21 protein-coding genes are annotated in these 25,567 nt (G+C 69.9%); 6 read left to right on the plus strand and 15 right to left on the minus strand.

Translation table 11 applies throughout. The features are described from left to right. Nucleotides 1-13: 13 nt before the first annotated feature. The 4 genes from Aut01nite_RS20645 to Aut01nite_RS20660 form a co-directional block, all read right to left on the minus strand. Nucleotides 14-1,219: a hypothetical protein gene (locus Aut01nite_RS20645; protein WP_043530094.1), complete on the minus strand. Its 1,206-nt coding sequence runs from the start codon at nucleotides 1,217-1,219 to the stop codon at nucleotides 14-16. 14 nt (nucleotides 1,220-1,233) lie between these two features. Continuing rightward, nucleotides 1,234-1,749 (minus strand): SigE family RNA polymerase sigma factor, encoded by a 516-nt coding sequence (locus tag Aut01nite_RS20650; RefSeq protein ID WP_043530096.1) that lies wholly within the window; start codon nucleotides 1,747-1,749, stop codon nucleotides 1,234-1,236. A 72-nt stretch (nucleotides 1,750-1,821) separates the two neighbouring features. Further along, nucleotides 1,822-3,177 carry a hypothetical protein gene (locus Aut01nite_RS20655; protein ID WP_063958841.1) on the minus strand — a complete coding sequence of 452 codons (1,356 nt, stop codon included), beginning with the start codon at nucleotides 3,175-3,177 and terminating at the stop codon, nucleotides 1,822-1,824. Nucleotides 3,178-3,277: 100 nt separating this feature from the next. Further along, a complete protein-coding gene (locus Aut01nite_RS20660; protein ID WP_052164308.1) occupies nucleotides 3,278-5,224 on the minus strand; it encodes a putative bifunctional diguanylate cyclase/phosphodiesterase in 1,947 nt (648 codons plus the stop codon). Between the two features lie 85 nt (nucleotides 5,225-5,309). Here Aut01nite_RS20660 and Aut01nite_RS20665 point away from each other — a divergent pair, with 85 nt between their 5' ends. From Aut01nite_RS20665 to Aut01nite_RS20675, 3 genes are all read left to right on the plus strand, one after another. Next, nucleotides 5,310-6,347, plus strand: a complete 1,038-nt coding sequence (locus Aut01nite_RS20665; protein ID WP_043530097.1) for a sugar ABC transporter substrate-binding protein — start codon at nucleotides 5,310-5,312, stop codon at nucleotides 6,345-6,347. A gap of 262 nt (nucleotides 6,348-6,609) precedes the next feature. Next, nucleotides 6,610-7,467 carry an SGNH/GDSL hydrolase family protein gene (locus tag Aut01nite_RS20670; RefSeq protein WP_043530099.1) on the plus strand — a complete coding sequence of 286 codons (858 nt, stop codon included), beginning with the start codon at nucleotides 6,610-6,612 and terminating at the stop codon, nucleotides 7,465-7,467. A 119-nt stretch (nucleotides 7,468-7,586) separates the two neighbouring features. Next, nucleotides 7,587-8,294 carry a hypothetical protein gene (locus Aut01nite_RS20675; RefSeq protein ID WP_052164309.1) on the plus strand — a complete coding sequence of 236 codons (708 nt, stop codon included), beginning with the start codon at nucleotides 7,587-7,589 and terminating at the stop codon, nucleotides 8,292-8,294. A 32-nt stretch (nucleotides 8,295-8,326) separates the two neighbouring features. Here the strand turns inward: Aut01nite_RS20675 and Aut01nite_RS20680 are convergent, their stop codons facing one another. From Aut01nite_RS20680 to urtA, 8 genes are all read right to left on the minus strand, one after another. Next, nucleotides 8,327-8,914: a TetR/AcrR family transcriptional regulator gene (locus Aut01nite_RS20680; RefSeq protein WP_043530101.1), complete on the minus strand. Its 588-nt coding sequence runs from the start codon at nucleotides 8,912-8,914 to the stop codon at nucleotides 8,327-8,329. Then, entirely contained in the window at nucleotides 8,899-9,465 is a 567-nt protein-coding gene (locus Aut01nite_RS20685; protein WP_043530103.1) for a TetR/AcrR family transcriptional regulator, read from the minus strand. The genes Aut01nite_RS20680 and Aut01nite_RS20685 overlap by 16 nt, the downstream gene beginning before the upstream one ends. Continuing rightward, complete coding sequence (locus Aut01nite_RS20690) at nucleotides 9,465-11,192, minus strand: purine-cytosine permease family protein (protein WP_052164310.1); 1,728 nt, start codon at nucleotides 11,190-11,192, stop codon at nucleotides 9,465-9,467. Before Aut01nite_RS20690 ends, Aut01nite_RS20685 begins: the two co-directional genes overlap by 1 nt. Before the next feature lie 6 nt (nucleotides 11,193-11,198). Further along, a complete protein-coding gene (locus Aut01nite_RS20695; protein WP_043530106.1) occupies nucleotides 11,199-11,882 on the minus strand; it encodes an ATP-binding cassette domain-containing protein in 684 nt (227 codons plus the stop codon). A 1-nt stretch (nucleotide 11,883) separates the two neighbouring features. Further along, nucleotides 11,884-12,687 carry an urea ABC transporter ATP-binding protein UrtD gene (urtD, locus tag Aut01nite_RS20700; protein WP_043530108.1) on the minus strand — a complete coding sequence of 268 codons (804 nt, stop codon included), beginning with the start codon at nucleotides 12,685-12,687 and terminating at the stop codon, nucleotides 11,884-11,886. After that, complete coding sequence (gene urtC / locus Aut01nite_RS20705) at nucleotides 12,684-13,778, minus strand: urea ABC transporter permease subunit UrtC (RefSeq protein WP_043530110.1); 1,095 nt, start codon at nucleotides 13,776-13,778, stop codon at nucleotides 12,684-12,686. Before urtC ends, urtD begins: the two co-directional genes overlap by 4 nt. Next, nucleotides 13,775-14,665, minus strand: coding sequence for an urea ABC transporter permease subunit UrtB (gene urtB / locus Aut01nite_RS20710; RefSeq protein WP_236643034.1), 891 nt, complete (start codon nucleotides 14,663-14,665; stop codon nucleotides 13,775-13,777). Before urtB ends, urtC begins: the two co-directional genes overlap by 4 nt. Before the next feature lie 71 nt (nucleotides 14,666-14,736). After that, complete coding sequence (urtA, locus tag Aut01nite_RS20715) at nucleotides 14,737-16,035, minus strand: urea ABC transporter substrate-binding protein (RefSeq protein WP_043530112.1); 1,299 nt, start codon at nucleotides 16,033-16,035, stop codon at nucleotides 14,737-14,739. A 529-nt stretch (nucleotides 16,036-16,564) separates the two neighbouring features. Here urtA and Aut01nite_RS20720 point away from each other — a divergent pair. Next, the gene (locus Aut01nite_RS20720) at nucleotides 16,565-19,036 is read left to right on the plus strand and encodes a rhamnogalacturonan lyase family protein (RefSeq protein ID WP_063958842.1); all 2,472 of its coding nucleotides are present in this window, start codon (nucleotides 16,565-16,567) and stop codon (nucleotides 19,034-19,036) included. Between the two features lie 65 nt (nucleotides 19,037-19,101). On the opposite strand, the gene Aut01nite_RS20725 is transcribed toward Aut01nite_RS20720, so the two are convergent. Next, nucleotides 19,102-19,539, minus strand: coding sequence for a protein-tyrosine phosphatase family protein (locus Aut01nite_RS20725; RefSeq protein ID WP_173476728.1), 438 nt, complete (start codon nucleotides 19,537-19,539; stop codon nucleotides 19,102-19,104). Nucleotides 19,540-19,775: 236 nt separating this feature from the next. Between Aut01nite_RS20725 and argS the strand changes: the two genes are divergently transcribed. After that, nucleotides 19,776-21,422, plus strand: a complete 1,647-nt coding sequence (gene argS, locus Aut01nite_RS20730) for an arginine--tRNA ligase (RefSeq protein WP_043530136.1) — start codon at nucleotides 19,776-19,778, stop codon at nucleotides 21,420-21,422. A 93-nt stretch (nucleotides 21,423-21,515) separates the two neighbouring features. Further along, nucleotides 21,516-23,297: a bifunctional metallophosphatase/5'-nucleotidase gene (locus tag Aut01nite_RS20735; RefSeq protein ID WP_204037604.1), complete on the plus strand. Its 1,782-nt coding sequence runs from the start codon at nucleotides 21,516-21,518 to the stop codon at nucleotides 23,295-23,297. Between the two features lie 36 nt (nucleotides 23,298-23,333). Here Aut01nite_RS20735 and Aut01nite_RS20740 read toward each other — a convergent pair whose 3' ends face one another. Further along, complete coding sequence (locus tag Aut01nite_RS20740) at nucleotides 23,334-23,969, minus strand: hypothetical protein (RefSeq protein ID WP_043525362.1); 636 nt, start codon at nucleotides 23,967-23,969, stop codon at nucleotides 23,334-23,336. Between the two features lie 86 nt (nucleotides 23,970-24,055). Then, the gene (locus Aut01nite_RS20745) at nucleotides 24,056-25,534 is read right to left on the minus strand and encodes a serine/threonine-protein kinase (protein WP_043525363.1); all 1,479 of its coding nucleotides are present in this window, start codon (nucleotides 25,532-25,534) and stop codon (nucleotides 24,056-24,058) included. Between the last annotated feature and the right edge of the window lie 33 nt (nucleotides 25,535-25,567).

Consider the following 25,567-nt stretch of genomic DNA (forward strand, 5'->3'; position numbering starts at 1 on the left):
CGCCTGCGCTGTTTCAGCGGCAGGTCCAGAGCAGCGGCTCGTTGCCGACGCCGTCACTGCCGGAGTCGCTGGTGTAGCCGCCGACCACCCGTCCGTCCGCGCTGAAGCTGCTGACGTGGTAGTCCCGGAGTCTGCCGTAGCGGGGGAGCGCCACCTTCCGGGAACCGGCCAGGATCATCGGCTGCTCCATGGTTCCGGCGATCCAGCCGTTCTCCGCCAGGAGCATGTCGTAACCCATGTAGGTCTTCAGCTCCTCGTACCTGCCGGTGGCGAGGTGGTAGCGCAGCGCGGCGAAGTCCCGTGTCTGCTCGGTGTCGAAGACGGCCCGGCCGAGAACCCAGCCGCCGCTGATCGACGTCGGCCAGAAGTAGTCCGCCTTCTTCCCCTTGGCGGTCGGCAGCGGCATCGCCTTGCCGGTGCCGTCCGGAGCCCAGAGGTAGCCGCTCTCCGTCTTGCTGCTGTCCTTGGCGACCGTGCCGGCGATCGTGCCGTCCTCGCCGATGGCCCGGGCCCGGCCGACCGTGATGCCCTGGGGCAGCGGCAGCCGCTCCACCGCCGCGGTGACCGAATCCCAGCGGGCCGGCGCCTCGGACAGGGTCGGGCCGATGGCTCCGGCGATCACCCCGGCGTCGTTGATCGCCGAGGCCGCGGTGTGCTCCCCGTCGAGGGCGGTCACCTTTCCGTCGGCGTACGCGTACGCCTGCTGCCGTTCGTCGCCCACGTAGGCCGACCCGACCGCGATCCCGGCCCGGTTGATGTCGTCGAAGCTCGCGTCGCCGCCGTCCATCTCCGGCCGGGCGAGGATCTTTCCGTCCTTCCAGATGATCGTGGTCACCGACGTGCCGTAGAGCCGCCCGGCCAGATAGCGGCCCTCCGGATCACCCGAGGTGACCAGCGCCTTCTTCACCCCGTCGGTGGGCAGCCGGACGACCGTGCAGTCTCTCGGGAAATCCGGGGCGGCCGCCACCACGCTGGGGGCCACCGAGGTGGTCGTGGTCGGGGCCGGGATCGGCTTCTCGTCGCGCAGGGCGGCGACCGCGAAGGTGCCCCCGCCGGCGGTGACGGAGGTCACCGCGATCAGGGCCGCGCCCGAGGACCAGCGGCGCAGCGACCGTCGCCGGCGACCCTCCGCCATCGCCCGCGACACGTCGTATCCGGCCGGCGCTTCCGGTTCGTGCCGCAACGGGCGCAGCAGCCGGTCGGCCTGCTCATCGTTCATCTCGTCCCCATCCCTCATCGTCGCCCCGGAGAGACAGCGGCCGTGGGAAACGGAACGCCGAGCAGGGTGCGCAGCCGGGTGAGGCCGTGTGCGGTCTGGCTCTTCACCGTGCCCTCGGTGCATCGGAGCAGATCGGCGACCTCCCGGACCGACCGGTCGCAGAGGTACCGCAGGACCAGCACCGCCTGCTGCCGTGGCGGCAGCTTCGCCAGCGCGGCGCGGATCACCGGCCCGTCCTCCGGATTGCCCTCGACGGGTGGCGGCTCCGGATGGCCGGTCAGGAGCCGGACCTTCCACCACCCCCGCCGCCGGTCGTCGAGGAACACCCGGACCAGCATGGTGTGCACGTAACCGTCCACGTTGTCCATCTTCGCGATTCGTGGCCAGCGCACGTACAGCTTCGTCAGGGTCTCCTGCACGAAGTCGTCGGCCTGATGCGGATCGCCGCAGAGCAGATAGGCGGTACGCCGCAACTCCGCGGCGCGCCCGTGCACGTAGGCCAGGTAGTCACTGTCGGATCCGTCCGGCATGGCCCCCGCTTCCCCTGTTCGTTGTCTCATCCTTCCAACGGGGTGCCACGGGAATCGGTTGTAGACGATTTATCAGGTGGTCTGGCTCACCACGTCGTTGACGATCCGCTGGGAGTTCTTCCGGGCGTTCGGCGGCGCGAAACCGGCCACGCCGACCTGCCAGTTCTCGGTGCCGGCGCTGGTCGTCGAGCTGAAGAAGTGGGTGACCGCCAGCTCGTACCCGCCGGATCTGCCCTTCGCCTCCTCGACGACGAAGGTGGCGTCGCCGCCGTTGCGCCGCGGCTTGTCGGTGGGGCGGAAGAACTCGGCGTTCAGCGCGTCCATCTGGGCGGTCCCGCACGCCGAGGGGCAGGGGCGCAGCACCACGAGGGCGGCTTCGCTGCGGTCGGTGCCGCCGTCGGCGGCGCACACGTACACCCGCGCGTCCGGGCGTTTCTCGCTCTGCCGGTCGCAGTCCCAGCCGGACGGCACCCGGAACGCGAACGGCCAGCCCGCGAAACCCATGGTCCGGGTACGGTCACTCGCCGCGAAACCGGGACCGGAGATCCGCCGGGCCGGGGCGTCGTCCCGCAGCCGCGGCCGGCCGGCCGACTCCGCCGGCGGGGTCTGGCCGGCTGTCCGGCCCGGGGCGCCCTGGCCGGGGATCCGCGCGTCCGGGACGTCGGTCGGCAGGCCGGGGCCGTCGGTGGACAGCGGGGGCAGCGCCGGGATGTCGGACACGACCGGGGACGGCGACGCGGTCTGCCCAGCGGCCGGCCGCAACCCCGTGATCCCGCCCGTGCCCAGCGCCGTGGAGACGATGCCGAACAGGCCCAGCACCATGGTGACCGCCATCAGCGCGACGAACGCGGCCGTGCCGGGATACCTCTGCGGTGGCGCACCGAGAGCGCCCCCGGCGAAGACCACGAGCGGCGCCTTGTACTCCACGTCCACGCTCTGGCCGGGGTGCGCGGTGACGACCAGGTCGGCCTTGCCCATCCGGCGCGGAAGTAGGTAGGGGGTGTGCGCGTGCAGGTGGTGCTGGCCGGGCGCGACCGGCACCACCGCCGGTTCCCGCCAGCGCATCGCCACCGGGCGGCCGTCGACCGTCACCACCGGCTTCACCAGGGCCAGCAGGAAGGCGAGCGGGAAATACCGGGCGGTGATCGTGATCGCCGCCGCATCGTCCTGCCGGGGGTGTCCGTAGCCGTACGGGTCCGGCGGATATCCCGGCTGCTGATAAAGGAATTCGGTCCGGTTCTGTTCCGGCCGCGGGTATTCGGGCCGCGGGTATTCGGGCTGCGGATATCCGGGTCGCGGGTATTCCGGCTGCGGATATCCGGGCTGCGCGTATCCCGGCGCGTAATCCGCACGTCCGTGCTGCTGTGACGGCGAAGGCTGCGACGGAGAAGGCTGCGGCGAATACGGCGGCCATTGCTCGCTGTACATGCTATTTGCCTCTCGGTGAATGTGTCGTCCTGCACGGACACGCCCACCTGGAGGAACCCCGCCACCGGGAATCCGGTTCAACCGATATTCACGATCATTCTCATCGGTACGCGGCCACCCGCGCCGAACGCTCCATCCACGCGATCAGATCGTCCGGCCGGACCGGTCGGCTGATGTGGTAACCCTGCGCGTACGTGCAGCCCATCTCCCCGAGCACGGTCAGCGCCGCCTCGTCCTCGACCCCCTCGGCCACCACCTCCAGGTCGAGGGCGCGGGCCAGCTCGATCACCGCCCGGACGATCGCCGTGCCCCCGTGCGAATCGGTCACCGTCCGGACGAAGCTGCGGTCGATCTTCAACTCGTGCAGCGGCATGCTCTGCAGGTACGACATCGACGAGTACCCGGTGCCGAAGTCGTCCACCGACAGCCGTACGCCCATCTCCCGCAGCCGGGTCAGGACCGCCGAGGCACGGACCGGGTCGTTGATGATCGACGTCTCGGTGATCTCCAGGGTGAGGACCCCGGCCGGCACGTCACAGGCGGCGAGAGCGGCCGCGACCCGGTCCGGGAAGCCGGGGTCGAGCAGGCAGACCGTGGGGACGTTCACCGCGACCGGCAGGATCGTGCCCGCGTCCCGCCAGCGCCGGTGCTGTTCCAGCGCCATCGTCAGCACCCGGTCGGTGAGCGGCACGATGATCTCACTCTCCTCGGCCTGCGGGATGAAATCGCCCGGCTGGAGCAGGCCGCGGACCGGGTGCTGCCAGCGGATCAGCGCCTCCGTCCCGGCCACCCGGCCGGTGCCGGCCGCCACCTTGGGCTGGTAGTGCAGCACCAGCTCGTCCTCGTCGAGGGCCCGGCGCAGCTCGCCGATCAAGCCGAGCGACTGGGAGCTGTGCCGGTCCGCCCGCGGGTCGTACACGGCGACGCCGATACGGTTGCGTTTGGCCTCGTACATCGCGATGTCGGCGTGCTGGAGCAGTTCGGCCCCGCTGGCGCTGTGCAGCGGGTGGAGGGCCGCGCCGATGCTGCCGCTGATGTCGACGGTGACGCCGTCCAGCTCGACCGGCACCTCCAGGGCGTCCAACAGGCGACGGGCGATCTCCGAGCAGTGCCCGGCCGAATCGACTTTCGGCATCAGCACGGCGAACTCGTCACCGCCCAGCCGGGCCACCGTGTCGCTGGCGCGGACCGCACGGACCAGCCGGGCCGAGACCTCCTTGAGCAGCAGGTCGCCGGCGTGGTGCCCGAGAGTGTCGTTGACCTCCTTGAACTTGTTGAGGTCGAGCAGCAGCAGGCCGACCGACTCGTTCTCCGGGCCGGCGATCCCGAGGGCGTGGTCGATCTCGTCGGCGAGCAGCGCCCGGTTGGCCAGTCCGGTCAGCTCGTCGTGCAGCGCCCGGTACCGGCTCTCCACCGCCTGGCCCTCGATCCGGCGCTGGTGGGTGAGCAGGATCGACGCGCAGAGCACCAGCAGCAGGAAGTCGGCGCCGCAGATCACCCCGGCGGCCAGGCTGAGCTTGCGGTTGAACTCGGCGTCCGCGGCCAGGTACGCCTCCATCGCCAGCCGGTGCCGGGTGACGTTGGCGTTGGCCGTCTTGCGCAGCAGCGACGAGCCGAGGGCGGCCTGGTCGGCCAGGTCGTGGGTGCGTTCCTGGTCCGTGCGGGAACGCCGCAGCTCGAACAGGGTCTGGGTGTACGCGGTGTAGGCGTCCCCGGCGAGGTCGGCGTTGCGTACGTCGTCCGGGTCGCCGTTGTGCCGCTGCCACTCCAGGTCCGGCGCGGCCGAGTTCATGGCGCTGTCCAGGAGGTCCTTGCCGAACTTCTCGGCCACCATGAAGTCGTTGAGCGCCTCGGCCTCGACGCTGATGTGCAGGTCGAACTGGGACCAGTAGTTGCTGATCTCGCTGGCGTGCCGGATGTGGCTGCTGCTGCGGGCGTTCGTGGTGATGCTGACCGCGGCCAGCACGGCCAGGGCGAAGACACCGAGCGCCAGTCCGATCACCGCGGTACGCGCCACCGCCTTGCTACGGACCACCTTCGCGAGCACCCGATCTCCTCCCCGTACGTCCTGGCGGTTCTGATCGGCCGAACAGCCGCCGGGTTGACGAAGATCCCGGCACCATGGAAAGACCATGAAATATCGGATCTTTCTGCTGTCGCTGGTTCTGCTGCTGCCGGTGTCCTGCACCGACCGGCAGGACGACGCCGGCGGGCCGCTCAAGGTCGGTTTCGTGGTCGCCAACAAGCAGCTGAACTTCTCCCAGGAGATGTCGCTCGGGTTCATCGCGGGGGTCGACGCGGTGGACGGGGTGGCCGCCCAGGTCGACGGGCCGAACATCGTCGACGGGCCGCGGCAGCTGGCCCTCTTCGAGGAGATGGTGAAGATCGCCGGCGACGGCGTCTCGGTGTTCACGCTCTCCCCGGACCTGTTCACCGGCCCGGTCGCCGCCGCCGTCGGCGCGGGGGTGCCGATCATCGCGGTGGACAGCCCGCTCCTGCCGTCCGCCGGGGTCGGCCTGTTCATCGGCAACGACAACTACGAGCTGGGCCGGATGCTGGCCCGGAAGATCATCGAGAAGCTGCCGCCGAAGGCCACCGGCAAGATCGTCCTGGGCACCTCCGCGCCCGGCGTCCCGGTGATGGATCAGCGGGTCCGCGGCATCCGTGACGAGATCCGGGAGAGACTGCCCGATGTCACGGTGTTCGGCCCGTTCGACACCAAACCGGAGGTCGAGGCGAACCTGGACGCCTGGGGCACCCTGGTCAAGGCGAACTCGTCGGCGCTGGCGTTCATCGGCACCGGGGACGCCGACGGATGGAACCTCGCCCGGATCCGCCGGGAACGCGCCGGCCAGTGGCTCGCCGGCGCCTTCGACATCGACGAGAAGTCTCTCGCGGCGGTACGGGCCGGGGACCTGGTCCTGGTGTCGCCGGAGAGCTACCTGAAAGGCGCGGTCGCCGGCCGGCTGCAGGCCGAGCACGCCCGCAGCGGCAAGGTGCTCCCGCAGGGCTGGCTGTACGTTCCCGGCCTGGCGGTGGACGCCGGCAACGTCGACGAGGTGGTGGCCCGGCAGGCGACCGTCGCGACCCGGGCGGCCGCCTTCGCCGGCGTGGTGGACCGGATCCTGGCGGACCCGGCGCACCTGCGCCCGCTCGCCGACGTGCGTTGACCTTCGCGCCGCCCGTTCAGCGGTCGGCGGCGGGCGCCGCGGACACCGTTCCGCCGGCGGGGATCTCGGCATCCGAGCCGCTGGAGGCCCCGGCCGGTCGGGTGAAGGCGTAGATCGTGATGCGTTCTCTCCTCGAGCCGGTGGGGTTCCGCAAAGCAGATTAGGGGGGCAGTCTTGGGCGGAACTGTGTCGGCACTCGGCGGGCTCTGTGCAAACAATGACGGAGAGGAATGTCCGTGACACTCGAAGTGATCGGGGGATCATGATTCGCCGCTGGCATGTCGCCGTCCTGGCCGCGCTCGCCGTCTTCGCGCTGGCCTGCGACGGCGCGGGTAACGCCAAACCCTCGCCCACCAAGACCTCCGGCAAACCGGCAACCGGCTATCCGGCCTCGATGGTCGCGCTCGGCGACTCGATCACCGCCGGGCTGGGCAGTTGTCTCGCCTACGTCGCCTGCGCCCGCAACTCCTGGTCGACCGGGAACAACTCCGCGATCGAGAGCCACTACGAGCGGATCCTGGGCAAGAACAAGAAGATCAAGGGGAAGGGTGAGAACCTCGCCGATCCCGGCGCCGAGGCCGACGCGCTCGCCACACAGGCGCGGCGGGCCGTCGACCGCAAGCCGGAGTACGTGACGATCCTGATCGGCGCGAACGACGCCTGTGCCCGGGACGTCAGCGGGATGACGCCGGTGGCGACCTTCCGCGAGGAGATCGACGAGGGCCTGGCCCGGCTGAAGAAGGGCCTGCCGAAGGCGCGGGTGCTGATGGTCAGCATCCCCGATCTGTACCGGCTCTGGCAGGTGGGCCGGAAGTCCTCGAAGGCCGTCGAGATGTGGGGCCGGACCGGCATCTGCCCGTCCATGCTGGCCGCGCCGACCTCCACGGCGCCCGCCGACCAGCAGCGGCGGGAGAAGGTGCGGGACCGGGTCGACGCGTACAACAGCCAACTGCAGAAGGCCTGCAAGGCGTACGGGACGAAGTGCCGGTGGGACGGCGGGGCCGCGCACCGGGTCGACTTCGACCTGGGCATGGTGAGCCAGTTCGACTACTTCCACCCGAACGCCGAGGGTCAGAAGGAACTGGCCGAAGTGGTCTATCCGGGCCGCTTCACCTGGTGACCGCGGTCACCATGAGCGAATCTGGCACCCTTTTACACGGGATCGGGTGATTTCGCCGGGGCGGTGCGGGAGATATACAGGCGGCAGAAGCGGCACCTTCCCCCAGTGAGAGGAGCCCGATGGCGACCTGGATCCTCGTGCCGTGCCTGGGCCGGCTGCGCCAGGAGCTGAACAGCATCGCGCCCGGCCGGGACAAGTCGAGTGACGGAACCATCGGCGACACGGCGCACCGGGGCCGGGTCTCCGACCACAACGACGACGAGGTCGGCAAGGTGCCGATTCGGGACGCGGACTCGAAACACGAGGTGCACGCGATCGATCTCGACGTCGACCTGCGCGAACCGAATTTGACCATGGAGATGGTGGTGCAGCACGTCGTGGGCCGCTGCCGCGGCGGCGCCGAGAGACGGTTGCGGTACGTGATCTACAACCGGCGGATCTGGGAGGCGTCCCAGGGGTGGCGGCAGCGCGCCTACAGCGGCGACAACGCACACACCCAGCACGCTCACTTCTCCGCCTCGTACGACACGAAGCTCGAAGCCTCGACCGCTTCCTGGCATCTGGAGGACATTCCCGTGGCACTCACCGACGCCGACAAGAAGTGGCTGGCGGCCCAGATCGACCGGGCGGCGACAAGCGCGGCCGAGCGGGTGTGGAAGACGAAGTGGAACATCAACTTCGCGCCCGGCGCCAAGCCGTACGTCGCCGAGGCCGGTTCGATCGTGGCCCACGTTCCCGGCGAGCACACCCGCACCGAGGAGATGGTGGCCGAGATCAACACGAAGGTCGACAAGCTGCTCGGCCAGGCGCCGTCCACACAGGCGTGAGTGGTGAGGGGGCCGGCCAGCGGCCCCCTCGCTCAGGCGCCCCGCTCCGGAACGACGCGGCCGCGGATGCCGTCGAGCACCGCCTCCGCCGCCCACGCGGCGGCGTCGGCGATGTCACGCCGGTCCATCCCGAACTCGCGGCGGAACGTCACCCAGGTCCCGGCGGAGTCGAGGTGCGACAACGCCGCGATGACCGCCTGGCGCCGGGCCGCGTCGAGGGCGGGCACCTCGGCGTCCAGCAGCTGCTCGAGTCGCGCCCGGCCGGGCGACGGCGCGGCGCCGCTCACGCCGCGCATCGCCGTCTCGGCGACGACGTGCGCGAGCTCCGGCCGCTCGTCGTACCGCTGCATCGCGTCGCGGATCGCGAGGGGCAGATCGAAGATCGAGTGCGACTCCTCGCGCGCGAACAGCGTCGCCTCGATCCAGGCGGCGGTCGCCAGCAGCAGGTCGACGCGCGTGGGGTAGTTGCGGAACACCGTGCGCTCGGCGATGCCGGCCCGGCGGGCGATGACTCGGTACGAGACGTCGTCGCTGCCGAGCTCCTCGATCAGTTCCGCGTACGCGGCGAGGATCGCCGTTTGCGTGCCGCTCAGCGCCGGGCCGGTCACCGCGGGGCCCACGTCGCCTCGGGCAGCCTCGCGAGCACGGCGGCCACCGCGTGGTCGAACGCGTCGCAGATCTCCCCGGCGTCCATGTCGAAGCCGGTCCGCAGCCGGGCCCAGAACATCGCTGACGAGAAGTAGCGCAGGGATGCCGCGACCCGCCGCCGATCCCGCCGGTTGAGCGTCGGCGCCGCCACGTCGAGCATCGCCTCGATCGCACGCGTGACGTAGGCCGGCTCGGTGTCGAGCGTCGGCGTGATCGCGGACGCCCGCGCGCCGACGTACGCGTACGCGGGCAAGGTGTCGAAGGCGCGGAAGCGCTCGTGCACCGCGGCGCAGAAATCGGGCACGGTCACGAACGGCGGCAGCGGGAAGCATGTCTGCTCGATCCAGTTCGAGAGGGCGGCGAGCAGGTGGGCGCGGGTGGGGTACTGGCGGTAGATCGTCCGCTCCGAGATGCCGACCTCGTCGGCGAGGGCACGATAGGAGATGTCGTCGAACGTGCACTCGCGCAGCAGCACCGCGGCGCTCGCGAGAATCGCGGTCGCGGTGTCGACCGGCTCCTCCATCACGTCTCCCTCTTTCGGGCGGCCACCCGGTGCGGGGGCCCGGCGCCGTCCGGCGGGAGCACGTAGCGATCGGAATCGTCGAGCGTGAGCGCCAGCGACGAGACGTACTGGAGCTCGCCGTGCGGTCCCCTCTCGGCCGACGCCAGCATATCCGGCCGCTCGAAGGTGTAGCCGGTGACATGACAGCGGAGCCGCTCGCCCGAGGGGTTGCCGTCGGCGTCGAACCGGGGGGAGTCGATGCCGTCGGATCGGCGGCGCAGGTAGTAACGCCCCCGCGTGGCCAGCGCCATGGCCGGCGTGGTCACGAACGCGACGCCGATCGCGATGAGCACCGAGAACGGCTCGACCGCGGCGCCGAACAGCCCGGCGAACGCGAGCAGGGACAGCGCCGAGGCGAGCCCCACCGACACGAGCCCGACCGGGTTCCAGTCGTGCAGCATGCCGCGCCGGAACTCGGGGAAACGCGGCGAGACGCGCAGCACCCACTTGTTGATCGCGATGTCGGTGGCGATCGTCACGAGCCACGCCATGACGACGTTCGCGTAGAGGCTCAACACGAAGGAGATGAGGGTGAAGACGTTCAGCATCATGAGCACGTAGGCGATCACGAGGTTGAACAGGACGAAGATCGTGCGACCCGGGTAGTGCTTCGCCAGCCGGGTGAAGACGTTCGACCAGGCGAGCGAGCCCGAGTACGCGTTCGTCACGTTGATCTTCACCTGCGCGACCACGATGAGCACCAGGGCGAGAACGATCGCGAGCCAGTCGGGGAGGAGGGTCTGATAGATCACGACGAACTGCTGGACCGGTTCGGTCGCCTGGTGCCCGAACGCGGGTTCGACCTTCACGAGGAGGTAGACGGCGAGGAACACGCCGATCACCTGCTTGGTGCCGCTGAAGACGACCCAGCCCGGGCCGGCGAACGCGAACGACGTCCACCACGAGCGGGCGTTCGACGGCGTGCGCGGCGGCATGGCGCGGATGTAGTCGATCTGCTCCGCCAGTTGCGGGGTCAGGGCGAAGCACACGGCCGCACTCGAGACCACGGCGCCGAAACTGATCGAGCCGTCGGAGTCGCCGGTGAACGAGGTGAAGGCGCGCACCGCCTCGGGGTCGGAGACGACGATCCACAGCAGTGGCAACAGGGCGAGGGTGAGCCACAGGGGCGTGGTCCAGAACTGCAGGCGCTCCAGCGCCCGCATGCCGTAGATGACGATCGGGATCACGACGACGGTCGAGACGAGATAGCCGAGCCAGAGCGGCATCCCCGTCGCGACCTGGAGTCCCTGCGCCATGATGGCGCCCTCCAGCGCGAAGAAGATGCAGGTGAAGCCGGCGAAGATCACGGTCGTGATGATGGAGCCGTAGTAGCCGAATCCCGAGCCGCGGGCGATGAGGTCGAGGTCCAGGTTGTAGCGGGCGGCGTAGTAGGCGACCGGCACGCCCACGATGACGATGACGACCGACGCGAACACGATGCCGAGCACGGCGTTGGGGGTGCCGTGGTCGATGCCGATGCTCGCGCCGATCGAGAAATCGGCGAGGAACGCGATGGACCCGAGGGCGGTCGCGCCGACGGAGGCCGCGCTCCAGCGCCGGAAGGTGCGCGGCACATAGCGGAAGGCGTAGTCCTCGAGGCTGTCCTCTGCGGCCGCGCGCGCGTTGTCCGTCGACACAGGGCAAATTTCGCGGTGCGGTGTTACGACGGCGTTGCGGACGTGAGTCATGCCTGCTCAGATCGCCATGGCGGCTCGCACGGTGGAGGTGGCTGCCTGGCCGCCCTCGCCGGTCTGTGTGACGCGGCCCGAGGCGAGCACGACGTAACGCTCGGCGGCGACGAGGGCGAAGCCGATGTGCTGCTCGACGAGCAGCACATCGATGCCCTCGCCGGCCAGCTGCATGATGGTCTGCTCGATCTCGGCGACGATCGTGGGCTGGATGCCCTCGGTGGGCTCGTCGAGGATGAGCAGCCTCGGCTCGGTGATGAGGGCGCGGGCGATCGCGAGCTGCTGGCGCTGCCCGCCGGAGAGCAGGCCCGCCTTCCGGGCGGCGAACTGCTCCAGAGCGGGGAAGCGAGCCATCTGCGCCTCGATGAGGGCCTTGCCGCCCCGGCGCCCGTCGGCGACGAGCTGGAGATTCTCCAGCGTCGTGAGCTGGCCGAACGACTGCTGACCCTGCGGCACGTACGCCATGCCGCGGGCGACGCGCTGGTTGGGGGCGAGCGACGTGACGTCCTCGCCGTCGAACATCACGCGGCCCTTCGACGGCTTGATGAGGCCGATCGCCAGACGCAGCAGGGTCGTCTTGCCGGCGCCGTTGTGGCCGAGCACGGCCACCACCTTGCCGGACGGCACCGTCACACCGTGCAGCACCCGCGTGCGCCCGTAGCCGGCCTCGATGTCGGTGAGTTCGAGCATGTCAGTCCTCCTGTCCCTGCCGCGTCCCGGCCACCGGTTCCGGCACGGCCGACATGGCGGCCGTGGTGGCGGCGCCGGCCGTGCCGAGATAGACCTCCTGCACCCTCGGGTCGGCCTGAACGTCGGCCACCGTGCCCTGGGAGAGCACCTTGCCCTGGTGCAGCACTGTCACGCGGGTGGCGAAGCGGCGCATGAAGTCCATGTCGTGCTCGACCACGAGCACGATGCGCTTCGCCGCGATGCGCTGGAGAAGCTCGCCTGTCGCGGTGCGCTCGTCCTGGCTCATGCCGGCGACGGGCTCGTCGAGCAACAGCACCTTCGCGTCCTGCACGAGCAGCATCGCGATCTCCAGCCACTGCTTCTGGCCGTGCGACAGGATGCCGGCCGGAGTGGCGAGCTCGCCGGCGAGCCCGGTCTCCTCCAGCGCCTGCTCGATCGACTCCTCGACGCCACGCCGGGCCCGCAGCAGCGAGACCGAGGGGCGGTGGCGCCCGGCGGCGATGTCGAGGTTCTGCAGCACCGTGAGCTCGTCGAAGACGCTCGCGGTCTGGAACGTGCGGCCGATCCCGAGCCGGACGATCTTGTGCACCGGCCGTCCGAGCAGCTCCCTCTCGCCGAGCCGCGCCGACCCGGTGGCCTTGGCCAGCCCCGTGACGGCGTCGATGCATGTCGTCTTGCCGGCGCCGTTCGGGCCGATGAGGAAGCGGACCTCGCCGGGGTGCGCGTCGAAGGAGACGCCGCCGACCGCGACGAAGCCCGAGAACTCGACGTGGAGGTCCGTGACGACGAGCGAATCATCGGTCATGACCGCACCTCTTCGAGTTCTGCGACGGCGATCGCCGGGGCGGGCTGTTCAGCAGGTCTCCGGCGTGCTGCGGCGAACCTGGCGGGCAGCGACGACAGCCCGTTCGGCAGGAAGAGGATGACGACGATGAAGAGCAGACCGAGGATGTAGGTCCAGCCTTCGGGCCAGGTCGAGCCGAGGCTCGACTGCCCCCATCCGACGGCCATCGCACCGAGCGCGGGGCCGAAGAGCGACGCCCGGCCGCCGAGGGCGACGCCCGCGATCATGAGGACCGAGGCGGCGGCGCCGATCTCGGCCGGAGTGATGATGCCGACGATGGGCACGAACATCGCTCCGCCGATGCTCGCCATCAGCGCGGAGACGACGAAGGCGACGAGCTTGACGTTGGCCGGGTCGTACCCGAGGAAGCGCACCCGCTCCTCGGCGTCCCGGGTCGCGACGAGGAGCTCACCGAAGCGGCTGCGGTAGAGCTGCCACACCGCGAGCAGGCACACGATGAGAAGCGCGGCGGCGATGAGGTACACCATCAGCTTGTTCGCCGGGTCGTTCAGCACGAAGCCGAAGAAGTACTTGAAGTCGCTGAGCCCGGTGTCGCCGCCGGTCTCGCGGATCGTCGAGCTGATCAGGGTGGCCAGCGCGACGGCGAGCGCCTGCGTCAGGATCGCGAAGTACGCGCCCTTCACCCGGCGCTTGAACAGCGCGTAGCCGAGGAGGCCGGCCAGGAGCACCGGCAGCAGCACGATCGCCAGCAGGGTGAACCCGGCGCTGCGGAACGGCTCCCAGAACATCGGGAGCGGTGCGAGTGGGTCGTAGAGCACCATGAACCCCGGGATCCGGTCACCGGCGGTCTCCAGCGTGAGGTGCATGGCCATCGCGTAGGCGCCGAGGGCGAAGAACACCCCCTGGCCCATCACGAGCATCCCGCCCCGACCCCAGGCCAGGCCGATGCCGACGGCGGCGATGGCCCAGCAGCAGTACTTGCCGAGGTTGTTGAGCCAGTGATCGGTGAGCACCAGGGGAGCGACCGCGAGGAGCAGGACCGCGAACACCCCGATGCCGCTGAGAGAGAGCCATGGTTTCGGCTTGGTCATGCCAGACTCCTGGTTCGCACCGTGAACAGGCCCTGTGGGCGCAGCTGGAGGAAGACGATCACGAGGATGAAGGCGAGCACCTGCGCCAGGCTGCCGGTCGTCCAGTAGGCGAAGTACGAGAGGGCGACACCCACCGCCCACGCGGCGATGATGGTGCCCTTGAGCTGGCCGATGCCTCCGGCGGCGACGACGAGGAAGGCCGGGATGATGTACTGCGCGCCCATCTGGGAGTTCGTGCCGCCGATGAGCGAGGCCGCCACGCCGGCCACCCCGGCCAGACCCGACCCGGTGAAGAAGGTGAGGCGGTCGACGGTGCGGGTGGAGATCCCCGAGGTCTCGGCGAGGTCCCGGTTCTGCACGGTCGCGCGGATGCGCCGGCCGAACGAGGTGTGCTTGAGCCATGCCGACAGCGCGGCGACGCAGACGGCCGCGAGCAGGATGGTGAACAACTGCCGAAGCGGCCACTCGTAACCGAGGATGTTCAGCTGCCCGTCGAGCCAGGCGGGCTTCTCCACCGGGACGCCCTGGGACGGGAAGATCTGGAGTGCGGCCTGTTGCAGGATCAGGCCGACACCGACCGTGACGAGCAGGGTGTCGAGGGGCCGGCGGTACATCCGTTGGATGATCGTGACCTCCAGCAGGAGGCCGAACAGGCCGGCGACTCCGAACGCGACCGGCAGCGCGACCGGGATCGACAGACCGCTGGCGACGATGACCTGCTGAACGAGGTAGGCGGCGAAGGCGCCGATCATGAGGAACTCGCCGTGGGCCATGTTGATCACGCCCATCTGGCCGAAGGTGAGCGAGAGGCCCAGCGCGGCGAGCAGGAGCAGCGCACCCTGTGCGCTGCCGTTCAGCAGCGGTGCTATCAGTGCGTCCACGTGCATTCGCTCTCTCTAGCGTCTCTATGGAGGGGGAGGGGCCGCATGCCGTCGGTGACACGCGACCCCGCGGGTGATCAGCCCGCCGCGTCCGTGAGCTGCTTGCGGATGTCCGCCGGGAACCAGTCGTAGCCCTCGAGGTACGGGTCGGGCTCGATGACCTTGTCGGAGGCCCAGACGATGTCGAACTGGTTGGTGGCGTTGATCTTGCCGATGTGGCCCGGCTTGGAGATGTGGTGGTTGTCGCCGTCGAGCGTGACCTTGCCCTCCGGCGCGTCGAACGTGATCGTGTTGGTCTTCGCCGCGGCGTTCACCTTGGCGACGTCGAACGAGCCGGCCGCCTCGACCAGGGCCTTGTACAGATACATCGAGATGTAGGCGGCCTCCATCGGGTCGGAGGTGACGCCGCTGCTGTTCGGGTACTTCTTCCAGTTCTCGATGAACTTCGGGTTGGTGGGGGTCTTGAGCGACTGGAAGTAGTTCCAGGACGCGTACTGGCCGGTGACCTCGTGGCCCATCGCCGGCGCCTCCTCCTCGGCGATCGACACCGAGATGATCGGCGTGGTCGCGGCGGTGAGGCCGGCGTCGTAGTACGCCTTGATGAAGCCGACGTTCGACGAGCCGTTGATGGTGTTGAAGATGAAGTCGGGCTTGGCCGCCACGATCTTCGCCACCTGGCTGGTCCAGTCGTCCTTGTCGAGGGGCACGTACTCCTCGCCGACGATCTCGATGCCGAGCTTGGCCGCGTACAGCTTGATGATCGCGTTCGCGGTGCGCGGGAAGACGTAGTCGCTGCCGGCGAGGAACAGCCGCTTCACCCCTTGGGCGGCGAGGAAGTCCATCGCCGGGATGATCTGCTGGTTGGTGGTCGCACCGGTGTAGTAGATGTTCGGCGACGACTCGAGGCCCTCGTACTGCACCGGGTAGAAGAAGAGGCCGTTGTGCTTCTCGACGACCGGCTTGACGGCCTTGCGGGAGGACGAGGTCCAGCCGCCGAAGATCGCGGCGACGCAGTCCTGGGTGAGCAGCTTCTCGGTCTTCTCCGCGAAGGTGGGCCAGTCGGTGGCGCCGTCCTCCTGGACGTACTCGATCTTCTTCCCGAGGATGCCGCCGCCGGCGTTGATCTCGTCGGCAGCCATGTGAAGCACGTTGGAGACGGTCTTCTCGGAGATCGCCATGCCACCGGTGAGGGAGTTGAGGAAGCCGAGCTTGACGGTGCTTCCGGAGGTGTCGACGCAGCTGGCCGCCGGAGAGGCTCCGCCGGCGGCGGTCTCGTCGCCGGCTCGGGCGCCGCAGCCGGCGAGCATGAGGGCCATGGTCGTCCCGATGGCGCCCGTAGCCACGAGCGTGCGCATCCGCTTGCTGGTGGTGGACATATGTGGGAACTCCGTTCCTGGTCAAGGGAGCGTGACGCCGGGGGTCGCGGCACGGCGGATCGTGCAGAGGTGGATGTCCAGGAGGAATCGCCGGCGTCCGGAGCTCCCCGCCCCGTGCCGCCGGTGCTGTGCAGCCGACTTGCTGCAGGTGAAAGCAGATTGACCCCGCGTCATTACTCTGACATTTCTTCATTGTTCCAACTCTGTAGCCGACGGATCGACCGTCGGCTAGATGCCCTGTAAATAGGCAGATCGTCAGGGCGTGAAGATGTCAAACTTCTGCCGCTGCCCGCGAGGGGATGCCACCCATGGCATAGTCCTGACATTCCCGGAGGGGTGCGGTGATCGCGGCCCTCGATACCGCGGTGGCGCCCGTCTCAATTTTGCAGCGCGGCAAAGCTCTCACCTGAGCGAACAATCCCTACCGAGTCGATCGGGTTCAAAAGCTCGCAAACGTCGATACACAGTCGTCCCCTACGTTCCGGCACGCGCCACTTCGGGCGTACCGGATCATGGAGAACTGACGACGATGAGAGCGGTCCTCGCCGCAGCGGCCGGCATCACGCTGGCCGCCGGCCTCCTCGCTTCACCGGCGCAAGCCGCCCCCCTTGTCCAGAGCCGCATCGTCGAGTCGCTGGACCGCGGCCTGGTCGCGGTGCCCGGTGAGAAGGGCGGCACCTTCCTGAGCTGGCGCCTGCTCGGCACCGAGTACGGCAACAACGTCTCCTTCAACGTCTACAAGGGCGCGAAGAAGCTCAACCGCAAGCCGATCGACGAGTCGACGAACTTCACCGACACCACCGGTGGCACCGGCGTCTACACCGTCCGGGCCGTCGTCAAGAACAGGGAGCAGGCCCCGAGCGGGCCGGCGTTCACGCCCGGTGACATCCCGCTGCTGCCGGCCGAGAACTACTACGTCCACCACGCCTGGCCGGGCGACCTGGACGGCGACGGCCGCTACGAGATCGTCGTGTCCCGGCTGTCGTACGCCCTCGACAAGCCGAACTACCTGGAGGCGTACACCCTCGCCGGCAAGAGCCTGTGGCGGGTGGACCTGGGCGTCAACTCGTACGTCCGCCTCGGGGGTAACGCCGCCAACGACCCGCCGCTCGCCGCGATCAGCGGCTACGGCGAGGTGGCCGGCTACCGCAACGACGACAACGTCACCGTGTACGACCTGGACAGCGACGGCAAGGCCGAGGTCCTCGTGAAGACCGCCAACGGGACGACCTTCGCCGACGGCGCGGTGATCACGACCGGCAACCCGCTCGACCAGTTCGTCTCGCTGATCGACGGCCTCTCCGGCGTCGAACGGGAGCGTGTTCCGGTGGCTTCCGATCTCGCCGCCGACGGCCCGTCCGGCGGGCAGTACGGCGTCGCCTACCTGGACGGCGTCCACCCGAGCCTGATCACCAAGCAGGTGGTCCGGATCGGCGCCAAGCGCGGTGACTTCCGGGTCCTCTTCGCCGCCTGGGACTTCGACGGCCGCGACCTGACCCGGCGCTGGACGTTCGCCCGCGCGCTGACCGGCCAGGGCACCAGCTTCCACCAGCTGCGGATCGTCGACGTCGACGGCGACGGCAGGGACGACATCGCGGACGGCAACTACGTCGTCAACAGCGACGGCACGTTCCGCTACGTGGTCGCGGGCTCCACCCACGGCGACCGGTTCCACATCGGAGACCTCGACCCGTCACGTCCCGGCCTGGAGGGTTACGCCATCCAGCAGACCGAGGGCGGGGTCTTCACCGACTTCCCCTGGTACTACTACGACGCGGCGACCGGTGAGCGGCTGATCACCGGCTCGCATCCGGACGTCCCGCGGGACGCCACCCTGTGGGACGTGCCGCGCGGCACCACCGCCGACATCGACCCGGCCCACGACGGCTACGAGTTCTGGGCGGCCACCGCCGACGCCGGCCTGCCCGGCGCCGGCGTGTGGAACGTCGACGGCACCCGGATCAGCACGACCACGCCGAGCGTCAACTTCCGGATCTGGTGGGACGGGGACCGGGGCTCCGAGCTGCTCGACAACACGTACGTCGAGAAGTGGAACCCCAAGAAGCAGACCACCTCCAAGATCTTCGAGCCGTCCGGCGTCGTCTCCTCGTGGCGCAACGCGGTCCCGTTCTACGGCGACATCCTCGGTGACTGGCGTGAGGAGTACTTCGCCGAGACCGCCGACCACACCACGCTCAAGCTGTTCACCACGAACATCGAGACGAACGTCAAGCTCTACACCCTGGCGCACAACGCGGCCTACCGTCTGGGCTGGACGGTCCGCGGCTACCTGCAGTCCACGCTGCCCGACTTCTTCTTCGGCTACGGCAGCAAGCCGCCGGCCAAGCCGCGGATCCAGACCACCGCCACCGCCGGAGTGAAGTCCTGGAAGGTCATCGCTTTCGACAACTTCACGAAGAACTCCGGCAAATGGCAGTCCGAGCTGCAGAGCGGCGGCACCGTGAACGCGGCCGGCGGCGTCCTCGACATCGACGTGCCCAACGGCGCGACGGTCTGGCTCAAGCAGGAGCTCGAAGGCCCGTACGAGATCGAGTTCACCGCCACCCCGGTGTCCAAGGGCGGGGCCAACGACAAGGTCACCGACCTGAACACGTTCTGGAACGCGCGGGACGTGCGCTCGCCCGACGACATCTTCGCCACCACCCGCAACGGGGGATTCGCCCAGTACGACCTGCTCAAGACCTACTACGTCGGCCAGGGCGCGAACCTGAACACCACCACCCGGTTCCGCAGATACGTCGGTGAGGCCGGCAACCGCCCGCTGATCTACGACTACACCGCGCCGCTGATCGAGGCCAACGTCCCGATCAAGGTACGGATCGTCGCCGACGGCCAGCGGATCCAGTACTACAGCGACGGTGAGCTGGTCTTCGACTACACCGACGCCGCCCCGTACACCAGCGGCTGGTTCGCCTTCCGCACGGTGGCCAGCCATTTCGCCATCGAGGACTTCACCGTCTGGCGTCCCCCGGCGGCCTGATCCGTGACGAGAGGCCCGGCGTGTGCCGGGCCTCTTCCGTCATGCCGGGAAACGCTCCACGAACGTCATGCCGGGAAACGCTCCACGAAACGGCGCTGCCAGGGCGTCTCCACCGCGTGCCGGTGATAGTGCCGCCGGACGTAGGCCACCGCCTCACCCGCCGGAACCCCGTCGAGGACGGCGAGGCAGGCCAGCGCGGTCCCGGTCCGGCCCACCCCGCCGGTGCAGGCGATCTCGACCCGCTCACCGTCCGCGCGTCTCCAGGCCTCCGTCAAGACCTCCGCGGCGTACGACGCATCGGCCGGCAACCAGAAATCCCGCCACCGCACCCACCGGCTCTCCCACCCGAACTCCGGCGGCGCCACCCCCTGCAGGTAGACCCCGAACCGCGGCGGGTGCCCGGTCGGCATCTCGCGGCGCAGCCCCCGGCCGCGCACCAGCCGCCCGGACGGCAGCCGCAGCACCCCGTCCCCACCCTCATCCCACCCCGTCACGCGCTCGATCGTGCCAGGCGTGAACCCCGGCTGGTTGTCACGGCTGTCTCGGCTGTCCTGAGACAGCCGTGAGAATCAGCCGGACAACCGCTATAGTCGCCCGCATGTCTTGCTTCAGCGTGCGACGCCGGCGTCCGTCAGGCCGCCGCTGAAGCTTGTGCTCTCCTCCGGCGGGTCGACACCCGCCGGAGCCGGCTGAGCCGAACCGGCCGACCCGTCATCGTCACGCATCGATGGGGTCGATCATGAATCTTGAGAATCTGCTGCACGACCGGCTCGCGCCCGCCCTGGAAGCGGTCGCCGGCCGGCCCGCCGACCCGGCCGTCCGGGCCTCCCCGCACGCCGACTTCCAGTCCGGTGCGCCGCTCGCCCTGGCCCGGGAGCTGGGCCGGCCGCCACGGGAGATCGCCGCCGGCGTGGCCGCGACGGCGGACCTGTCCGGGATCGCGGAGATCGCCGTCTCCGGTCCGGGATTCCTCAACCTCACCGTCTCCGACGGCCTGATCACCGGAACCCTGGACCGGCTCGCCGGTGACGGCCGGCTCGGGGTCGACCCGGTCGCCGATCCGGCGCGGATCGTCATCGACTACTCCGGGCCGAACGTCGCCAAGGAGATGCATGTCGGCCACCTGCGGTCGACGATCATCGGGGACGCGCTGGCCCGGATGCTGGAGTGGCTCGGGCACGACGTGGTCCGGGTGAATCACCTCGGCGACTGGGGCACCCCGTTCGGGATGCTGGTGGAGCACCTGATCGAGGAGGGCGGCGAGGGCGATCATTCACTCGCCGACCTGACCGCCTTCTATCAGGCCGCGCGGGCCAAGTTCGACGGCGACGACGACTTCCGGACCCGGGCCCGGCTGCGGGTGGTGGCGCTGCAGTCCGGCGACCCGATGTCCCGGGCGATGTGGCGGAAACTCGTCGCGCTGTCCGAGCGGTACTTCCTCGACGTCTACGCCAGGCTCGGGATCACCCTGGGGGCGCGGGACTTCGCGGGGGAGAGCCGGTACCGGGACGAGCTCGACGGCATCGTGACCGAGCTCGCGGAGAAGGGGCTGCTGGCCGAGAGCGACGGGGCGCTCTGCGCGTTCCCGGAGGGGTTCACCGGGCGGGACGGTGGCGCGCTGCCGTTGATCGTACGGAAGGCGGATGGGGGTTTCGGTTATGCCGCGACCGATCTCGCCGCCCTCCGGCACCGGGCCGGGAACCTCGGCGCGGACCGGCTGCTCTATGTCGTCGGCGCACCGCAGCGGACCCATTTCGCGCAGGTCTTCGCGGTCGCCCGGGCAGCCGGCTGGCTGCCGGAGCGGGTGAGCGCCGAGCACATCGGGTTCGGGTCGATCCTGGGCGCCGACGGGAAGATGCTGAGGTCCCGGGCCGGCGACTCGGTCAAACTGGCCGGGCTGCTGGACGAGGCGGTCGCCCGGGCGTCGGCGCCGGAGATCGGCATCGGCGCGGTCAAGTACGCGGATCTCTCCGGCGATCGGCGGGGCGATTACGTCTTCGACGCCGACCGGATGCTCGCGACCACCGGCAACACCGGACCCTACCTGCAGATGACGTACGCCCGGACCTGCTCGATCGCCCGGAAGGCCACCGGTGGGCCCGGCCCGGTGCTCCTCACCGAACCGGCCGAGCGGGCCCTCGCCCTCGCGCTGCTCGGCTTCGAGCCCGCCGTCCGGGCCGCCGCCGGGGCCGCCGAACCGCACCGGCTGGCCGGTCATCTGTACGGCCTGGCGTCGGCGTTCTCCGCGTTCTACGAGCGGTGCCCGGTGCACCGGGCACCGGGCGACGAGGTGCGGGCGAGCCGGCTGCGGCTGACCGCGCTCACCGGGCGGACCCTCCACACCGGATTGTTTCTGCTGGGTATCGAGGCGCCCGAACAGATTTGATCATCGCGCAACACGCCATCGATCGACCGTTCCCTTATCGGCCGTTAGGGTGCTGGTTGCAGCGCTTCCTGATCTGATGCTGAGAGGTCCGCAATGACCCTTCCCACCGGCGTATCGCGGCGCAGCGTCCTCGCCGCCTCCGCGGCCGGCGCCGCCGCGCCGTTCGTCGTCTCCGAGACGGCGCAGGCCGGCGGTCGCGCCCCGGAGAAGACCTACCGGCTCACCGTGCTGGGCACGTCCGACACCCACGGCAACGTCTACAACTGGGACTACTACAAGGACGCCGAGTACGACGACAGCGCCCACAACGACATCGGCGTGGCCAAGCTGGCCGCGCTGGTGAACAGGCTGCGCGCCGAGGCGACCGGGCCGGTGCTGGTGCTGGACGCCGGCGACACGATCCAGGGCACCCCGCTCGCGACGTACTACGCCAAGCAGGAGCCGATCACCTCGACCGGTGAGAAGCACCCGATGGCCCGCGCGATGAACGTGCTCCACTACGACGCCGTCACCCTCGGCAACCACGAGTTCAACTACGGGCTCCCGCTGCTGAACCTGTGGATCCGCCAGCTCGGCTTCCCGGCCCTCGCCGCGAACGCGATCAGCGTCAAGACGGGGAAGCCGGCGTTCACCCCGTACGTGATCAAGAAGGTGTCGGTGGGCCGCCACGCGCCCGCGCTGCGCGTCGGCATCCTGGGCCTCACCAACCCGGGCTCGGCGATCTGGGACAAGGCGAACGTCGAAGGGCGGATCGAGTTCACCGACATGATCGCCGCCGCCGCGAAGTGGGTGCCGATCATGCGGGCCCGCGGCGCCGACATCGTGCTGATCTCCGCGCACGGCGGTGACAGCGGCACCTCCAGTTACGGCCCGGAGCTGCCGAACGAGAACCCGACCGCCCTGATCGCCGAGCAGGTGCCCGGCATCGACGCGATCCTGTTCGGCCATGCCCACCGCGAGGTGCCGCAGCGGTTCGTCACCAACCAGGCCACCGGCGAGCAGGTGCTGCTCTCCGAGCCGTCGAAGTGGGGCCAGCGGCTCACGAGGATGGACTTCGACATCACCCGCGTCAAGGGCCGGTGGAAGATCACCGGCAAGGCGGCGGCCTCGCTGAACACCAACACGGTCGAGGCCGACCCCAAGGTCCTCGCGGTGGTGCGCAAGCAGCACGAGAAGACCGTGGCGTACGTCAATCAGGTCGTCGCCGCCTCGACCGTGGAGCTGTCCGCCGCAGCCAGCCGCTACCGGGACACCCCGATCCTGGACTACATCAACAAGGTGCAGACCGACACCGTCACGGCGGCGCTGGCCGGCTCGGAGTACGCCGCCCTGCCCGTCCTGTCGATCGCGGCGCCGTTCAGCCGGACCGCGGTGTTCCCGCGAGGCGACGTGAAGATCAAGGACGTCGCGGGGCTCTACATCTACGACAACACCCTGGAAGCGGTCGTGCTGACCGGCGCCGAGGTGAAGGCGTACCTGGAGCACTCGGCGCGGTATTTCGTCACGCACGCCGCCGGCGCCCCGGTCGACCCGGAGACGATCAGCGACCCGGCGGTGCCGGACTACAACTACGACGTGTTCTCCGGCGTCGACTACGACATCGACATCAGCAAGCCGGTCGGCAGCCGGATCACCCGCCTGCAGATCGACGGGGCCGACGTGGCCGCCGACGCCCGCTTCGTGGTGGCGGTGAACAACTACCGGCGGTCCGGCGGTGGCAGCTTCCCCGGCATCGTGAAGACCCAGGTCTACAACGCCCAGCAGGAGATCCGCCAGCTCCTGATCGACTGGGCGCAGGCCAAGGGCCGGATCGATCCGGCCGACTTCGCGGTGCCGAACTGGCGGCTCGTCCGCGCGGGCGTGCCGGTCTTCTGACAGGTGACGGGCCGGTTCGGTGGAACCGGCCCGTTCTCAGTTCCGCTCCTGCCAGTTGCCCTCGCCGTCGGCCTCCACGTACTTGCCACTGCTCGTGCCGGTGGCCCGCTGGAAGGTGCACAGGTAGGTGCGCAGCCCGTCGGCGTTCCGGTCGTCCTCGGCCTGACAGGAGACGCTCGTCACCGCGCCGAGCGACTTCGTGATCCGGGCGTCGCCGAGCAGAGTGTCCTGCAACGCCGCGGTGATCTTGTCCTCCTGGCGATCCTGGTACAGCGGGATCACGACGTTGAAGGTCAGGATCGACCAGAACGCCGCCCCGGCCAGCAGGGTCGCCCCGAAAGCGGTCCAGTACGGCTCCCGCCGCCTGCCGTAATGCCTGGCGAGCGCGGCCCGCCGCAACGCGGAGATCACCCCGAGCGCGCTGAGGAAGAACGTCCAGACCACCACCGGGCGCCAGGACGGCGCCTCCGGCCGGCCGGCCGCGTGCACCTCGCCCGGGAACCGGACGAGCAGCTGGCCGTGCTTGTAGTCGGGGGAGCCGTACGCCGGCACCGTCCCGCCGAACAGCGGGGCGGCGGTCTGCGGAACCGGCGGTGGGCCGGTGTCCACCGTGCTCGCCCATGGCGGCGCCGTCGGGTAGTGCCCCGGCTCCTGCGGAGTCTGGACTGTCATCGTGGTGCGACCCTCTTCCCGGCTGCTCGCTCCGTGCCGCCGGGACCATCGGCCGCGCCGCGGCCGAGTTGAGGATTAGTTGTATTTCAGGTGCCGGCCCCGGTGCCACCCTGACCCGGATCGGTCGTGGGGGTGGTCGGCGGGGTCGTCGTGGGCGTCGGCTCCTTCGGCGGCTCCGGCTCGTCGTCCGTCTCCGACGGCGTCGGCGAGGCGCTCGACGTGGACGGGGTGGCCGACGACGGGGTCGCCGACGGCGACTTCGACGTGGCCGACGGTCTCGCCGACGGCTTCGTCGTCCGGACGGGGGCGGTCGTCTCGGCGGTGGTCTCCTCCTCGCTCGGGGAGGAGCCCACGCTGGGCGTCTCGGCCGGGGCTGGGGCGACCGACTGGGTCGGCGTGATCTTGCCCGGGTTGGCCTCGGCCGGTTCGTCCTCTTTCTGCAGGGCGAAGGCCACACCGAGACCGCCGGCCAGCAGGAAGAGCCCCAGGATCGCGAACATCAGGACGCGCTGGCCCGGCGACTGGCCCGGCTTCGACGCGACCGCACCGCGCGGGGCCGGCATCGGCGCCGGCATCGGCATCGGGCGGGGGACCGCCGGGCTGATCGGCGCGGTCGCGCTCTGGCTCAGCGGGTACTGCCCACTCGGGTACTGGGTCGTCGGGTACTGCCCGGTGGTGGGGCGGGCCGGGCTGACCGGGGCGACCAGGGACGTGCCGGTCAGCCGTTTCCAGTCGATCGGGCCGGCCACCGCGAACGCGGCCTGGGCGAACTCCTCGGCGCTCTGGAACCGGTCGGACGGCTGTTTCGCCATCGCCCGGGCGATCAGCTCGCGCACCTCGTAGGGCACGTGGGCGGGCAGCGGGTCCGGCTCGTCCTCCAGGTGACGCAGCGCCACCTGGAGTGCGTTGTCCCCGTCGAAGGGCGGGCGGCCGGCGATGCAGTGGTAGGCCACCGCGCCGAGCGCGTAGATGTCGGTGGCCGGCGTCAGGTTGCCCTTGGCGACCTGCTCGGGGGCCATGTAGAGGGCGGTGCCGACGATCGCGTTGAGGCCGGTGACGCTCGTCATCGCGGTGGACCGGGCCACCCCGAAGTCGACCAGGATCACCGCGCCGGTCGGCTTGACGATCAGGTTGCCGGGCTTGACGTCGCGGTGGACGATCCCGTTCTCGTGGGCGGCGTGCAGCGCGTCGGCGGCCTGCGCGACGATCGCCATCGTCTCCGGGACGCCGAGCGGGCCCTCCTTGACCCGGCTGGAGAGCGGGTCGCCCTCCACGAAGGCCATCACCAGATAGGCGACCTTCTCCGGGCCCTCGTAGTCGCCGTCGCTGGCGTAGTCGTAGACCTCGACGACGCCCGGGTGCCGGAAGGCGGCCATCATCCGGGCCTCACCGTAGAACCGCGCGGCGAACTCGGGGTCCTCCAGCATCGCGGTCCGCAGGACCTTCACGGCGACGGTGCGGCCGAGCACGACGTCGGTGCCGCGCCAGACGTCACCCATCCCGCCGGTGGCGACGCGCTCGTCCAACCGGTAGCGGTTGTCCAGGACGTTCCCCGCACTGAGCACCAGCGGACCTTATCTGTCGAGGCTGAATCTTCT

The organism is Actinoplanes utahensis, assembly GCF_016862455.1.
GTDB classification, from domain to species: Bacteria; Actinomycetota; Actinomycetes; order Mycobacteriales; family Micromonosporaceae; genus Actinoplanes; species Actinoplanes utahensis.